Source organism: Massilia sp. LC238 (genome assembly GCF_000735635.1).
Lineage (GTDB): Bacteria > Pseudomonadota > Gammaproteobacteria > Burkholderiales > Burkholderiaceae_D > Telluria > Telluria varians.
The window spans coordinates 1-12,821 of record NZ_JNNN01000002.1 but is presented as its reverse complement, the minus strand read 5'-3'; the positions used below and the strand labels follow the sequence as shown (position 1 = coordinate 12,821).

The window sequence follows — 12,821 nt, the reverse complement described above, 5'->3', positions numbered from 1 at the left end:
GCCCTGTCAATACGGGCTTCCTGTCCTGCCGGGATTATTTTCCGCGCACCATCTGCAGCTTGACCTTCTTGCCCTGGCGGTAGGTGTACAGGGTCATCGCGGCATCGCGCAGGTCGCCCTTGGCATCGAAGGCGATGCTGCCGGTGACGCCTTCGTGCCGGATGGCTGCCAGCGCCGGCAGGAAGCGTGCGGGTTCGGTCGACTGGGCCTTCTGCATCGCGCCGGCAAACACCATCACCGCGTCGTAGGCATAGGGCGCATAGGTTTCGACCGGCGTGCCGTAACGCTGGCGGAAGCGCTCGTTAAATGCGTTGAAGCGCGCCTCCTGGGCGCCGGTGACGCCGCCCGCGACCGCGCAGAACACCTTGTCGTCGCCCAGCGCGTCGCCGGCCAGCAGCGGCAGCTTTTCCGAGCAGACGCCGTCGCCGGACACGAATCTCGCCTGCACCCCGAGCGTCTTCATCTGCTTGAGCATGGGACCGGCCACCGCGTCCATGCCGCCGTAGAAGATGACATCCGGGCGCTGGGCGCGGATCTGGGTCAGGATGGCGCTGAAGTCGGTCGCCTTGTCGTGGGTGAACTGGCGGCTGACGATGGCGGCGCCGCCGCTGCCGCGCACTTCGCGCGCGAACTGGTCCGCCAGGCCCTGGCCGAAGGCGGTGCGGTCGTCGATCACGGCGATCCGTTTGGCCTTGAGCGTGCCGAGCGCATGACGCGCCAGCGTGCGCCCGATGAGGTTGTCGTTGGCCACCACCCGGAAGGCGGTCTTGTAGCCCTGGTTCGTGTACACCGGCGTGGTAGCCGCCGGCGAGATCTGCGGGATGCCGGCGCTGGCATAGATCTTCGAGGCCGGCACCGTCGGCCCCGAGTTCAGGTGCCCGACGACCGCCGCCACGCGCGCATCGACCAGCTTCTGGGCCACCGCCGTGCCGGTCTTGGGGTCGCTGGCGTCGTCCTCCGCCTGCAGCACCCACTTGATCTTTTTGCCGCCGATCGCGATGCCCTTGGCGTTCAGCTCGTCGATCGCCATGCGGGCGCCGTTCTCGATGTCCTTGCCCTGGTGGGCGCCGGGACCCGACAGCGGCGAAGCGGTGCCGATCCGCACTTCGGTCTGGGCGCTGGCCGGCAGGGCGGCGAGCAGGAGGGAGGACAAGACGGCGGCGGCAGAACGCATGGCACCCTTTCTCGATTGGATGCCTTCGATTGTACTGCCGCGCCGGCCTGCCACCAACCGCCATGCGTGCGCACGGCGGCGGCGGAACGCAAGCTTAGTGAAGGACCTCGGGCGTGCGCTTGATGATGACGGCTTCCAGGTACTCGGCCGGCACCACCAGCGAGTTGTCGCCTGCCGTGTTGTGACGGTCGAGCAAGGCAAGCATGTTCTGCTCCAAGGCCTGCTGGCCAGCCGGGTCGAGCGCGGCGAAAGCCTTGTGCACCGGTCCGTAGTAGTCGCGGAACACCTGGATCATGTGCGCGCCTGACGCGTAGCGGAAGTTGAACATCTTCGGCTGGGCGCGGATGCTGGCGGCATCAGCGCCGAACAGCTGGCGCAGATAGTCTTCCTTGCCCCACATGGCGGGCGACACCAGGCCGGCCGGTGGCGGCACATGGCGCCCGACCGTCTTGAACAGCTGGCCGATGAAACCCTCCGGCGTCCAGCTGGCGATGCCGATGCGCCCGCCGCCGCGTACCACCCGCATCATTTCGCCGGCGCAGCGCGCATGGTCGGGGGTGAACATCACCCCGAAGGTCGACAGCGCGACGTCGAAGCTGCCGTCGTGGAAGGGCAAGGCCTCGGCATCGGCTTCGCGGAACTCGACCGTCAGGCCTTCGGCCGCGGCGCGTGCGCGGCCCTTGTCGAGCAGGGCCGGCACGTAGTCGGTCGAGGTCACGCGCGCGAAGCGGCGGGCGGCGGCGAGCGTGGCATTGCCGTTGCCGGCCGCGATGTCGATCACGCGCTCGCCGGCACGGACGTCGGCGGCTTCGGCGAGCGACTCGCCGACGATCTGCAGCGTGACGCCGATGATGGCGAAGTCGCCGCTCGCCCACGTGGCCTGCTGGCGCTGCTTGATGGCGGCATAGTCGGGAACGGTGGCGTCGGGCGGCTGGCGTGGCGAGGGGGTGGAAGTACTGGGTTGGGTCATGGCAGTCTCCTGAGAAATACCCGGCAGCGGGTGCATGCTTGGACACGGAGGGAGACGGGAAGATTCGGCGCCGGGTTCCTCCAGCTTAGGCCAGCGACGTCGGAATTCCAGCCCTGTTTTTCCCGATGCTCATGCGCACGCACGGCAGGGCCGCGTCGGTGCGCCGGGGTTCCGGAAGCGGCGATATACTGGGTTCATAGCCTGATCGACATGCACGGGAGTCGCATGCCGATTGCCGCGCCATACCTTGTTTCCGGGCGCCACTTCTGGCCGCCTGAGAACGATACTAACGATTCACTACTGACAGGGGGTAGCATGCCAACAACCTGGATTCTTTCGGCCAACAATGGCCGCGCAAGGTTTTTCGCCGAGTCCGATCCGGCGCAACCGTTGCAGGAAATCGAAGACATGGTCAACTCCGCAGCGCAGCTGCGCACCGTGGACACCGAAACCGACCGGCTCGACCCGACCGCGGCTTCCGGCAGCCGCCACAACATCGGCGGAAACGAAGGCGCGGGTATGGCCCACAATGCCAAGGCCGGGGCGCCGAACAAGCTGTATCAGCCGGCGCAGACGCCCGACCAGCACGCGGCCGACCTGTTCGCAAAGGACGTGGCGACCTACCTGCTGAAAGCGCAGAACGAGGGCCGCTACCAGCAGCTGCTCATCTCCGCCTCGCCGGACTTCCTGGGCGTGCTAAGGACCAAGCTCGATCCGCAGGTCCAGAAGCTGGTCAAGGCCGAGTTCAACAAGGACTACACGCACTCGGGTCCGCAGCAGCTGCGCGAACAGTTGCAGGCCCACCAGGCCAAGGCCGCCGAGTAAGCCCAGCCTGCAGCGCGTGTCGACGCCAGCTGCGGCTGGCGTTTTTTCATCGGCTGTGCTTCAGGCGCACTGCAGGCCGGGTTCCTCCGCGCAGATCCGGTTGCGCCCGCCCTGCTTCGCCACGTAGAGCATGGCATCCGCGCGCAGGAACAGTTCGTTCTCGCTGCGGCACTCCGGATAGGCCGCCACCCCGCCGCTGAAGGAAAAATGGCGCAGGTCGCCGGGGCCGACTTCGAAGGGGGTGGCACAGAAGGCCTGGCGCATGGCGTCCAGGCGACGCCTGCCCTCCTCCCGGTTGCAATCCCAGAACACCACGACGAATTCCTCGCCGCCGAAGCGGCTGAGCAGGTCCGATTCGCCCAGCTGCGGCGCAAGAAGCAGGGACAGGCGCTTGATCACGATGTCGCCGAAGTGGTGTCCCCAGGTATCGTTGATGGGCTTGAACTTGTCGATGTCGATGACGCCGAAGGCCAGTTCGCAGCCCTCCTGGGCGGCGCGCCGCACCAGCGCCTGCGCCTTCTTCTGCAGGCCGACCTTGTTGAGCAGGCCGGTGGCGCGGTCCTTCCCGATCAGGTCCTTGTTGATGCGGATCTTGTTGCTGCGGTTCACCAGCTGGGCCTCCAGCAAGCCGGGCTCGCCGTTCGCCAGCACGGCGTCGAAGCCGTCGGCCAGCGCGCGCCGGGCCAGCGCCGGATCCGGACGGCACTGCAGCAGGGCGATCTCGCGCACCGGGTCGGCTTCGATATTCCTTTGCAGCACCCGCACGATGGCTTCGGTGCGCTGGTATTCGCCATCGGTCACCAGCACCAGGTCGGGCTGCAGCTCCTTGACCCGCAGGTGCAGGGTGTAGGCGTCCGGATGGCGGATCACCTCGACGCTGCGCTGCGCTAGCCGTGCCTCGTCCAGTCCCGGCACCTCGCCCAGCACGACCATGCGCACGGGGTCGCCGCGCTTCTTCTGCACGAACAGGTTGAACAGCTTGTCGACGAACACGTCGTTGGGGATCGGCTTTTCGGCATAGGCCAGGCAGTTGCTGTCGACCAGGCGCTGCTGCAGCAGGAAACGGCTGCCCTGGCGTGCGCTCTGCAGGTAGACATAACGATGGTCGGCGGGCAGGCGCTGCAGCAGTTCGCCCAGCATCAGGGTGCGGCGCCCCTCCGGCATGTCGGCCTGCATGTTGTGCAGGGCATCGAGGTCGATCACGTACAGGTTGTCGCCGCCGTCCCCGGCCACCGCCTCGACGAAGCGCGACACGTCGTCGAAGAACAGGATGTCGAAGTCGTATTTATGGGCGTGCAGGAGCAGCTCGGCCCGGTTGTCCTTGATGAAGAAACTCTGCGATAAGAGCAGGACGTGGTTCCTGTACAACGACATGGCTTGCGTCATGGTGCCTCGACTTCCTTGCTGGATGCGCTGCGTTTGCCCCTTGTGGTGCCTGCCGGGCTGGTCCCGTTTTGTGTTTATTACAGGAATCTAATTGTGTTCCCGTCGGCTTTAAAAGGCAAACACTTCCGTCCTGAGTGCAACAAGCGCCTGAAGAGTTTCCATTAAGAAATTCAGCTTAACAATCCTGTATGACGCCCGTATGAACTTTGATCTCGCGCAAACAAGGCACAGGGGCTGTCGGACCTCCAGAACTTGATGCCAAGGCGCCGCGTCAAAACAAAACGCCAGTGTCGCCATACCGGGGGAAACGATGAGACCCGCACGCATCCTCACCATCATGGGCGCAAGCGGGGCAGACGCGCTTGCAGCCCTGGCAGCCCTGTCCCTGGCTACGGCCGGCCCCGCTCCGGACAAGCGCGACACTGACAAGCAGGCCTTCGATCCCCTGTTCGCGCCCGGCGCCGTCTGCACCCCGGCGCGTACCGGCCGTCCGCCGCTGCTCGAGCGCCTCGTGCTCGCCCAGGCGGAGACGACGCCCTTCAAGCCGGGCCAGACAGTGCCGAGCCAGGGCAAGACGACAAGCGAGGCCGCCCCGCCCCTGTATGCCAAGCTCGGCAGCCTGCACGTTCCGGTCACCACCGGCAGCCAGCGCGCCCAGGCCTATTTCGACCAGGGCATGCGCCTGAGCTTTGCCTTCAACCATGCAGAGGCAGCACGCGCCTTCCGCGCGGCGCAGCAGCACGATCCCGGCTGCGCCATGTGCTACTGGGGCGAGGCGCTGGTATTGGGCCCGAACATCAACGCACCCATGTTCCCGGAAGCCGCCGGGCCTGCCGCCGCCGCGGCCGCGCGCGCGGTGTCATTGGCAGGCAAGACCACGCCGCCGGAACAGGCCCTGATCCGCGCCGTCTCGCGCCGCTACCAGGCCCAGCCGCCCGCCGACCGCGCGCCGCTCGACAAGGCCTATGCCGATGCCATGGGCGAGGCCGCGCGCGCCTTCCCGAACGACGACACCATCCAGGTGCTGTATGCCGAATCGCTGATGGACCTGTCACCCTGGGATTACTGGCAGGCCGGCGGCACCCAGCCCAAGAACCGTACCGCCGACCTGGTAGCCGCCCTCGAGCGCGTGCTGGAGCGCAACCCGAGCCACCCGGGCGCCGCCCACTACTACATCCACGCGGTCGAAGCCTCGAGCCAGCCGGAACGGGCGCTGCCGGCGGCAAAGGTGCTGGCCCGGCAGATTCCGGGGGCCGGACACGTCGTCCACATGCCTTCGCACATCTATTACCGGCTCGGCATGTACCGCGAGGCGCTGGAATCGAACCGCGAGGCGATTGCCGTCGACGAGCAATACTTCCGGCGCTCGCCGAGCGACCCGGTGTACCGCGGCGCCTACTATCCGCACAACATCCATTTCGTGATGGTCTCGGCCCTGATGGGCGGCGACGGCCGCACGGCGCTCGAGGCGGCAGGCAAGCTCGACAAATCGATCAGCCCCGAGCTGCTCAAGGGCTTTCCCAGCCTGCAACCGGTAAAGTCCGCGCCCTATTTCTCGCATGTGCAGTTCAGCTCGCCGGACACGCTGGTGGCGCTGCCCGACCCCGGCCCCGACTTCGTGCTGGTCAAGGCGATGTGGCACTACGCCCGCGCCGTCGGCTTCGCGCGCAAGGGCATGCAGGCCGAAGGCGCCCGCGAAATCGCGGCGCTCGAACGCCTCGAGCGCACTGCGGACTTCAAGCCGATCGCGGAATGGAACATCCCGGCGCGCGAAATTGTCCAGACCGCGCGCGCGGTCGCCCGGGGCCGGCTCGCCGACGCACGCGGCAATGCGCTTGACGCCATCAGCGCCTACCGCGAAGCGATCGCGGTGCAGGACGGCCTGCCCTATATGGAGCCGCCCTACTGGTATTACCCGGTGCGCCAGTCGCTGGGCGCGGTACTGCTGCGTACCGGCCAGCTGGATGATGCCGAACAGGTGTTCCGTGACTCGCTGGCGCGCACGCCGAGCAACGGCTGGGCCTTGCGCGGCCTCATCGAGGTCTACCAGAAACGGGGCGACAAGCCTGCGCTGGCGGCGGCGCGCAAGCGCTTCGAGACCACCTGGCTGGGCGAGCCGGGCGGCCCGCCGCTGACGCGCCTGTAGCGGCGCCTGCTTGTTGCGGCTTGTTACAGCGCAGCGCTTTGCAGGCGCCGGCGGCGCTGCTATAGTGGGTGCATCGGACAGATGCGTCACCCTGTCTTTCCGGCTTCGAAAACGCTGACCTGTGGTCGGCGTTTTTGCTTTGGGGCCGGCTTAGTTTCCTGTCAATTGCCTATCGATACATGGCCGCTTGCGCGGCTGGGGCTGATCTTGCCAACGAACATCCTGACTCTGCCATTTCTTTCGCGCCGTGCCGCCAGGCTGGCGGGACGCGCCGCGCTGCCCCTGCTGCTCGCGCTCGCCGCGTGGCCCGGCATGGCGACTGCCTTGCCCGCACCAAGCTATGGCGCCGAGCAGCTCACCACCCTGGTCAATGCCTACCGCAGCGCGCCAGGCAGCTGCGCGGGCCGCGCGGCCGCGCCGGCCGCGCCGTTGGTGGCGCACCCTGCACTGGCGCGGGTGCGCATCGGCGCAGGTACCTTCATCGAGCTGGCGCTCGAGCATGCCGGCTTTGCCGCCGAGCGCGCCGTATCGGTCAGCGTCAACGGTCCGGAAACCCCGGCGGAAGCGATGACGGTGCTGCAGGAAAAATATTGCCGCACCCTGCTCGACACCCGCTTCTCGGCCGTCGGCAGTTACCGCGAGGGTAAGGAATGGACCGTGATCCTGGCCCGTCCGGCGCCGCCGCTGCCGTCCGAGTCCTTTCCGGACTGGCACGTGGCCGGCAAGGCCATCCTGGCCGGCGTGAATGCGGCCCGGGCCAGCGCGCGCAGCTGCGGCAACCGGCAGTTCGCCGCGGCGCCGCCCGTGACCTGGAACCCACAGTTGGGCGAAGCCGCGCTGTCCCATAGCCGCGACATGGCGGCGCGGCGCTACTTCGGCCACAAGGCCAAGGACGGCAGCATGCCGGCCGACCGCGCGACGCGGGCCGGTTATGCCTGGCAGCGCGTCGGCGAGAACATCGCCTTCGGCCAGAGCACGCCCGACGAAGCCGTGGCCGGCTGGCTCGACAGCCCGGGACACTGCGCCAACATCATGAACCCGGGCTTTACCGAGATGGGCGCGGCCTACGGTGTCACTGCGGAAAAACGCAGCGGCATCGTCTATTGGACCCAGGTGTTCGGCCGCCCGCGCTGACCTTTCACACGCGTCAGGAGGTCGAGGCGCCGCCTCCGCCGCCCTGCTTGGCCGGGTTCGGCGTCGCGCCGCTGCTCGGGTCGCCGCCGGTCACCGAGGTGCCATGGCCGGACGAGGTGCCGGTTCCGGTGCGGGTGTCGTCCGCCGAGGCGGCCTCGCCCATCGCATTGCCGCCGGCTGACGCGCCGGCTGCCGGACTGCCGCCACCGCCGAGCGAGCCGCCTGGCGTACCGGGCACACCTTCCGCTGCCCCTTGCTGGCGCATGCCAGCCCCGCCCGGTCCCCGGTTGCCGGAATGTGCCGCCGCTGCCGAGGCATCGGTGCCGCCGGCCGCGCCGACGATCTCCGAGCCGGTCGGCCGGGGCGGCGCATTCACCGGCCGCGCGCCGCCTTCCGCCAGCGTGTCGCTGCGCGTGGCCGACTGCTGATTGCTTCCTTGCGCGTTCTGCGCGTCCTGCTGATTGCGTTCCTGATCGGTCATGGAATCCTCCTGTTGAGCATTGGTGTGCCGACGTGCGGCCAGCTGCACCAGCCGCCAGTCGGGACATTCTGCCCAAGTTCCGATATCGAGGGCGTCCGCCAGCCTGTCCCTGAGCTGTCCCGGAAACATGGTCCGAAAACCCTGAGCGAACGCGCCGGGGAAGCCGATTTGGATAGACTGGGGCGCGCCATCACCACACCACGGGACACCATGCAACCGAACCTCGGCCTCGTCTGCATCACCGCATCGAAAGACGTCCGCTACCGCACGGTCACGCGCAAGCGCCTGCTCGAGCACAGCCTGGACGCCCAGCGCAAGCTGCTCGAAGACCTGTACCGCGACAACATCCAGACCCTGGACAAGGCCTTGCGCTACTGCGAGGCCGAAGGCATCCGCCTGTACCGCCTGCCGTCCTCGATTTTCCCCTTCGCCGACGAAGACATCGGGCGCGAGGTGCTGGCGCCCTTCGCCACGACCCTGGGCCGCTCGGGCCGGCGTGCGCTGGAACGCGGCATCCGCCTGGTGATGCATCCGGACCAGTTCGTGGTGCTGAATTCGGATTCGGAAGGCGTGGTGGCGAACAGCGTCAAGATCCTGCAGATGCACGCCGACATCATGGACCTCTTGGCGCAGCCGCGCTCGCCCTGGGCCCTGCTCGAGATCCACGGCGGCAAGGGCAATCGCGCCGACGCGCTGGTCGAGCGCATCGCCCTGCTGCCGGACGCCATCCGCTGCCGCCTGGGACTGGAGAACGACGAATACGCGTATGGGGCACAGGAGATCTACGAGATCTGCATGCGCGCCGGCGTACCGATGGTATTCGACGCCCACCACCACGTGGTGCACGACAAGCTGGACAGCTACGAAGACCCCAGCGTGGGCGCCATGCTGCTCAAGGCCCGGGAAACCTGGGCCGATCCCGCGCACCAGCTGGTGCACATCTCGAACGGCCGCGAAGGCTTCAACGACCGCCAGCATGCCGACCTGATCGAGACCATGCCCTCGTCCTACCTGGCCGCGCCCTACATCGAGATCGAGGCCAAGCTCAAGGAAGAGGCGATCCGCGGCCTGCGCGCCTGGTCGGCCTCTGCGCTGGCTTAGGCTGCCGTCACTTTCTCGATCCAGGGCTCGACGATCGCCAGCAGCGCCTGCGGCGCCTCGATCGGCACCATATGGCCGCTGTCCTCGATGAGGGCGAATTCGGCGCCGGGGATCCCGGCATGCATCTCCTCGGCTTCCTCGCGCGAACGCAAGCGGTCCTGTCCGGCCGCAATGACCAGGGTCGGGCAGCGGATGTCAATCAGGCGCTCGCGGTCGCTGCTACGCACGATCGCCGACTGGCGCCGGAACACCTCGCCGCCGAGGCGCACGCCCATCGCGCGCACCCGTTCGATCAGGGCTTCGTTGGCGGCCTGTTTCGGGTGCAGCGAGGTGGCGATCGCGGTCTTGCTCAGGCCCGAGAAGGCCACCGAGGGCGCGGCCTTGCCGACCGTGCCGCGGCTCTGCCGCAGCGAAGGCGTATCGGGACGCGTGGAGGTGGCGACCAGCACCAGCGCGTGCACCCGGTCGGGCGCCAAGCGCGCGATCTCGCGGGCGACATAGCCGCCCATCGAGAAGCCGACCAGGATGAAGCTGCAAGGGGCATTGGCGAGCGCGCGGGCGGCCATCGCTTCGATGGAGGAATCATGGCGCAGGTCCGTGTGCATGAGCGGCCCGAACTTCTCGAGCGGTCCGGCCACGTCGTCCCAGAGCGTTTCGTCGGCCATGTAGCCGGGTACAAGCAGGATAGACATCGCGCCATGATAGCAAAGGCGCGATGCCCTCACCGGCTGCCGGCCTGCCTCAGATACCCTGCGTCAGGTACCCTGCGTCAGGTATTGCGCGACTGCGCCTGCGACACGTTGCTGCCCGGGGGGACGCTCTGGGTCAGCCAGACATTGCCGCCGATGGTCGAGCCGGCGCCCACCGTGATGCGTCCCAGTACCGTGGCCCCGGCGTAGATGACCACGTCGTCCTCGACGATCGGATGGCGCGGCGCGCCCTTGACCAATGCGCCGCTGGCGTCCACCGGGAAGCGCTTGGCGCCCAGGGTCACGGCCTGGTACAGGCGCACCCGCTCGCCGATGATGGCGGTCTCGCCGATGACGACGCCGGTGCCGTGGTCGATGAAGAAGCTGCCGCCGATGTGCGCCGCGGGGTGGATGTCGATGCCGGTCAGCGAATGGCCGATGTCGGCGATCAGGCGCGCCAGGAAGGGCACGCCGAGGCGGTGCAGGCAGTGCGCCAGCCGGTGGTAGAGGATGGCGATGGTGCCCGGATAGCACAGCATGATCTCGGCCACCGAGCTGGCGGCCGGGTCGCCGGCCAGCGCGGCCTGCACGTCCGACACCAGCAGCGCACGGATGCCTGGCAGGCTGGCGGCGAACTCGCGCGTGATCGCCTGCGCGTGCTCCGCCAGGGTGGCCTCGTCGGCCTCCTCGAACTGGGGAGCGAAGCGCAGCGCGCGCCGCACCTGTCCCACCAGCCGGTCGAGCGTGACGTTGAGCGTATCGCCGACGAAATAATCGATGCTCTCGTCGTTCAGGTCGGGCCGCCCGTAATGGGTCGGAAACAGCGCCGCCGAGACGCCGCCCACCACCTGGGTGAGGACTTCGCGCGAGGGCAGCTCGCGCACGCGCCCCTGGTGGCGGATGTTGTGGGTGGATTCGCGCGACGTGCGCAGCGCGTCGATGATGGGGCCCAGGTGCCACTGCACGGAGCCGGATGGGGTCGGGAATTCGCTGTTCATATGCCGAGCCTACCCGCTTTGCCGGCCTTGGAGAACGATTTAAATCAGCCTTCGATATGCGGAAATTGTTATGAAACATTGGTCACGCAAACTTTGATCCGCTTCATTACTTCTGGTCCATATTTTGCTTTAAGTTAATGGATTGCGTCCTGACACCAGGGCGCGCTTCATCGACGTGCCGCCGGCCGCCCCATACCGGGACAGGCCGCACCGGCATGGAGCCCACCAGCCACCGGGAGACGCAGTGTCCAACGCCATGTCCAGTGTCCGCGCCCAGTTACGCATCGTGTTTGCGTTCGTCATCATCATCTCGACCCTTGCCACCGCGCTCGCCATCTGGCGCCTGCAGCGCATGTCCGAGGAAACCGAAGCGCTCACCCGGCGTCCGCTGGTCAAGGAGCGCCTGGCTTCGCAATGGCTGCTCAACACCTCGGTGTCGGCCAAGCGCACCGCCGCGATCGCCCGTTCGAGCGATCCGGAACTGGCCAAGGCCTTCGCGGCCGAAAGCCTCGAGTCGAGCCAGCGCACCAGCGTCCTGCAGGACAAGGTCGGCGAACTGCTCGACACGCCGGAGGAAAAGGCGCTGTTCGAGGCCATCGCCGAGGCGCGCGGGCGCTACATCGAGACCCGCGACCGGGTGATGAAACTGAAAGCCGACGGCCAGGCTGGCGAGGCAATGGCCCAGTACGAGCGCGAATTCGTGCCGGCCACCCAGCTCTACCTGGACAAGGTGACGGCGCTGCAGGCGCTGCAGCACAAGGCCATCGACACCATGGCGCAGGACGCGCTGGAGGGCGCGGCCGCCAGCACTAATATGCTGGTGACCCTGTGCCTGTTGACGCTTGCCGGCAGCATCGCGGCATCCATGCTGTTCGCGCGCGCTGTTCCGGCGCCTGGGCGGCGAGCCGGCCGAGGCCGCGCGCGTGGCGGGCGAGATCGCCGCCCGCAAGCTGGACGTGCGGGTCGCGCTGCGGCCGGGTGACCAGTCCAGCCTGCTGTATGCCTTGCTGCGCATGCGCGACAGCCTGGCGCAGATCGTCGGCCAGGTGCGCGACGGCACCTCGACCATCGGCGCATCAAGCGAGGCAATGGCGAGCGAAGCGCAGGAGCTGTCGCGCCGTACCGAGAGCCAGGCGGCCGCGCTGGAGCAGACCGCCTCCTCGATGAACGAGCTGGCGCACGCGGTCCAGCACAGCGCCGCCAGCGCCGAGGAGGCGAACGGCCTCGCGGTGGCCGCCTCGACGGTGGCGCAGCCGGGCGGCGCCATGGTGGGCCAGCTGGTGGACACCATGGGTGCGATCAACGCCTCGTCGGCGCGCATCGTCGACATCATCGGCGTCATCGACGGCATCGCCTTCCAGACCAATATCCTGGCCCTGAATGCGGCGGTGGAAGCGGCGCGCGCCGGCGAACAGGGACGCGGCTTTGCCGTGGTGGCCGGCGAGGTGCGCAGCCTGGCCCAGCGCTCGGCGGCGGCCGCGAAGGAGATCAAGGAACTGATCGACGACTCGACGCTGCGCGTGTCCCAGGGCGCCGACCTGGCCGGCCGCGCCGGCGCCACCATGAACGGCATCGTCGACAGCATCGGCCGGGTGACCGCGATCATGGGCGAGATCGTCGACTCGAGCAAGGAACAGGCGAGCGGCATCCAGCAAGTGCACCGCGCGGTGTCCGACATGGACAGCGTCACCCAGCAGAACGCCACCCTGGTGGAGGAATCGGCGGCCGCGACCGAATCGATGAAGGAAGAAGCCGCGCGTCTGGCACAGCTGGTCGCGGTCTTCAAGCTGGCCGACAAGCCGGCGCGCGGCACCGCCGCCAAGGCCGCGCCGAGCAAGGACCAGGCAACGGGCAACGCCATAGCAGCCACCCCAACCGCCAAATCCACCACAGACCGTCTCTAATACACATGTGACG

The 12,821-nt window shown here is 67.8% G+C and carries 12 protein-coding genes; 6 read left to right on the top strand and 6 right to left on the bottom strand.

Translation table 11 applies throughout. From position 1 onward, the window contains the following. Nucleotides 1–34: 34 nt before the first annotated feature. On the bottom strand, nt 35–1,174 hold the full coding sequence (locus FG94_RS00210; protein WP_036205652.1) for a branched-chain amino acid ABC transporter substrate-binding protein: 1,140 nt from the start codon (nt 1,172–1,174) through the stop codon (nt 35–37). A 94-nt stretch (nt 1,175–1,268) separates the two neighbouring features. Next, nucleotides 1,269–2,144, bottom strand: coding sequence for a class I SAM-dependent methyltransferase (locus tag FG94_RS00205; RefSeq protein WP_036205651.1), 876 nt, complete (start codon nt 2,142–2,144; stop codon nt 1,269–1,271). Nucleotides 2,145–2,459: 315 nt separating this feature from the next. Here FG94_RS00205 and FG94_RS00200 point away from each other — a divergent pair, with 315 nt between their 5' ends. Next, a complete protein-coding gene (locus FG94_RS00200; protein ID WP_036205649.1) occupies nt 2,460–2,969 on the top strand; it encodes a host attachment protein in 510 nt (169 codons plus the stop codon). Between the two features lie 60 nt (nt 2,970–3,029). Here FG94_RS00200 and FG94_RS00195 read toward each other — a convergent pair whose 3' ends face one another. After that, on the bottom strand, nt 3,030–4,355 hold the full coding sequence (locus FG94_RS00195) for a diguanylate cyclase (protein ID WP_036205648.1): 1,326 nt from the start codon (nt 4,353–4,355) through the stop codon (nt 3,030–3,032). 310 nt (nt 4,356–4,665) lie between these two features. Here FG94_RS00195 and FG94_RS00190 point away from each other — a divergent pair, with 310 nt between their 5' ends. Then, entirely contained in the window at nt 4,666–6,501 is a 1,836-nt protein-coding gene (locus FG94_RS00190) for a tetratricopeptide repeat protein (RefSeq protein WP_036205646.1), read from the top strand. A 207-nt stretch (nt 6,502–6,708) separates the two neighbouring features. Then, a complete protein-coding gene (locus FG94_RS00185) occupies nt 6,709–7,635 on the top strand; it encodes a CAP domain-containing protein (protein ID WP_229445796.1) in 927 nt (308 codons plus the stop codon). A 13-nt stretch (nt 7,636–7,648) separates the two neighbouring features. Here the strand turns inward: FG94_RS00185 and FG94_RS00180 are convergent, their stop codons facing one another. After that, nucleotides 7,649–8,116, bottom strand: coding sequence for a hypothetical protein (locus FG94_RS00180; protein WP_036205645.1), 468 nt, complete (start codon nt 8,114–8,116; stop codon nt 7,649–7,651). 210 nt (nt 8,117–8,326) lie between these two features. On the opposite strand from FG94_RS00180, the gene uvsE reads away from it, so the two are divergent. Beyond that, nucleotides 8,327–9,217: a UV DNA damage repair endonuclease UvsE gene (gene uvsE, locus FG94_RS00175; protein WP_036205643.1), complete on the top strand. Its 891-nt coding sequence runs from the start codon at nt 8,327–8,329 to the stop codon at nt 9,215–9,217. On the opposite strand, the gene FG94_RS00170 is transcribed toward uvsE, so the two are convergent. Then, on the bottom strand, nt 9,214–9,909 hold the full coding sequence (locus FG94_RS00170) for an alpha/beta fold hydrolase (RefSeq protein WP_036205641.1): 696 nt from the start codon (nt 9,907–9,909) through the stop codon (nt 9,214–9,216). The two genes, uvsE and FG94_RS00170, sit on opposite strands and share 4 nt — an antisense overlap. Before the next feature lie 77 nt (nt 9,910–9,986). After that, nucleotides 9,987–10,904, bottom strand: coding sequence for a serine O-acetyltransferase EpsC (gene epsC, locus FG94_RS00165; RefSeq protein WP_036205639.1), 918 nt, complete (start codon nt 10,902–10,904; stop codon nt 9,987–9,989). A 244-nt stretch (nt 10,905–11,148) separates the two neighbouring features. Between epsC and FG94_RS27775 the strand changes: the two genes are divergently transcribed. After that, entirely contained in the window at nt 11,149–11,886 is a 738-nt protein-coding gene (locus FG94_RS27775; RefSeq protein ID WP_200879917.1) for an MCP four helix bundle domain-containing protein, read from the top strand. Between the two features lie 31 nt (nt 11,887–11,917). After that, nucleotides 11,918–12,808 (top strand): methyl-accepting chemotaxis protein, encoded by an 891-nt coding sequence (locus FG94_RS27770; protein ID WP_200879919.1) that lies wholly within the window; start codon nt 11,918–11,920, stop codon nt 12,806–12,808. The last annotated feature ends 13 nt before the right edge of the window (nt 12,809–12,821 follow it).

What these genes read in the sequence shown, in the direction of transcription:
- FG94_RS00210 (WP_036205652.1), bottom strand. Translation starts at nt 1,174, where the DNA reads ATGCGTTCTGCCGCCGCCGTCTTGTCCTCCCTCCTGCTCGCCGCCCTG.
- uvsE (WP_036205643.1), top strand. Translation starts at nt 8,327, where the DNA reads ATGCAACCGAACCTCGGCCTCGTCTGCATCACCGCATCGAAAGACGTC.
- FG94_RS00205 (WP_036205651.1), bottom strand. Translation starts at nt 2,144, where the DNA reads ATGACCCAACCCAGTACTTCCACCCCCTCGCCACGCCAGCCGCCCGAC.
- FG94_RS00170 (WP_036205641.1), bottom strand. Translation starts at nt 9,909, where the DNA reads ATGTCTATCCTGCTTGTACCCGGCTACATGGCCGACGAAACGCTCTGG.
- FG94_RS27770 (WP_200879919.1), top strand. Translation starts at nt 11,918, where the DNA reads ATGCGCGACAGCCTGGCGCAGATCGTCGGCCAGGTGCGCGACGGCACC.
- FG94_RS00200 (WP_036205649.1), top strand. Translation starts at nt 2,460, where the DNA reads ATGCCAACAACCTGGATTCTTTCGGCCAACAATGGCCGCGCAAGGTTT.
- FG94_RS00190 (WP_036205646.1), top strand. Translation starts at nt 4,666, where the DNA reads ATGAGACCCGCACGCATCCTCACCATCATGGGCGCAAGCGGGGCAGAC.
- FG94_RS00195 (WP_036205648.1), bottom strand. Translation starts at nt 4,355, where the DNA reads ATGACGCAAGCCATGTCGTTGTACAGGAACCACGTCCTGCTCTTATCG.
- epsC (WP_036205639.1), bottom strand. Translation starts at nt 10,904, where the DNA reads ATGAACAGCGAATTCCCGACCCCATCCGGCTCCGTGCAGTGGCACCTG.
- FG94_RS00180 (WP_036205645.1), bottom strand. Translation starts at nt 8,116, where the DNA reads ATGACCGATCAGGAACGCAATCAGCAGGACGCGCAGAACGCGCAAGGA.